The 680-nt window shown below is 49.3% G+C and carries 1 pseudogene; it reads right to left on the bottom strand.

Annotated elements, in window-relative coordinates:
- Positions 1–101: 101 nt before the first annotated feature.
- Positions 102–680 (bottom strand): annotated as a pseudogene (locus LIZ66_RS18360) (MobQ family relaxase); the annotation flags it as partial.

The following is a 680-nucleotide window of genomic DNA, read 5'->3' as shown; positions in this document are numbered from 1 at the left end:
TGTGACGGACTGCTTCACAGCTTCAAATACATTCAAATCTATCCCTCCTTGAAAATAAGAAAAGCACCTGACATTCTCTGCTTGAAAATGGCAAGTGCCTGTTAAAGTTCCATATCCTGTTGTTTGTGTTTCGTCTGTGCCGGGACAGTTCTTTGTGCTTTTTTCTCGTCAGCCTTATCCTGCAAGACTTCTTTGATAGGCTGTTTCTTGGGCGGCTCTTTGCTTTCTTCTGTGCCGGGGGTGGCTTTCCGTACCCAGTAGCGAATGTCCCGCAGCTTCTTCAAATCCTCCTGTACCTCGGTCAGCGGTGTTTTCAGGGCTGCAATTTCTTCCAGAAGCGTTTCCTGCTCCTCTTGCAGCTCCTTTTGGGTACTGTCCTTATCGTCCGGGTGCTTGGCAAGGTAGGCGGCGGCTTTCGCATACCGGGCAACCTCCGGGTGTTCCTGTTTGAATTTCTCCTTTGTTTTCTTGAAAAATATCTTCTGGTACTTCTCATAGACAGGCTTACATTCCTTGCAGTCTGTCCGGCTGGCAAGAATCCCGTCAATCACTTTGCTGCGGGCTTCCTTTGGCTTCATCTGATTGCGGTAATCTGCGGCTGATTTCCCGGAAGATTCCAGAAACGCTTCTAAGTCCTCCACAGTGGAAAGCCCCTTTTGCCGGAGATAGGACAGGGCTTC

Origin of the sequence: Blautia faecis (genome assembly GCF_020554845.1) — a bacterium.
GTDB classification, from domain to species: domain Bacteria; phylum Bacillota; class Clostridia; order Lachnospirales; family Lachnospiraceae; genus Blautia_A; species Blautia_A faecis.
The sequence above is the reverse complement of the archived record's forward strand: the minus strand, read 5'-3'. Positions and strand labels throughout refer to the sequence as shown.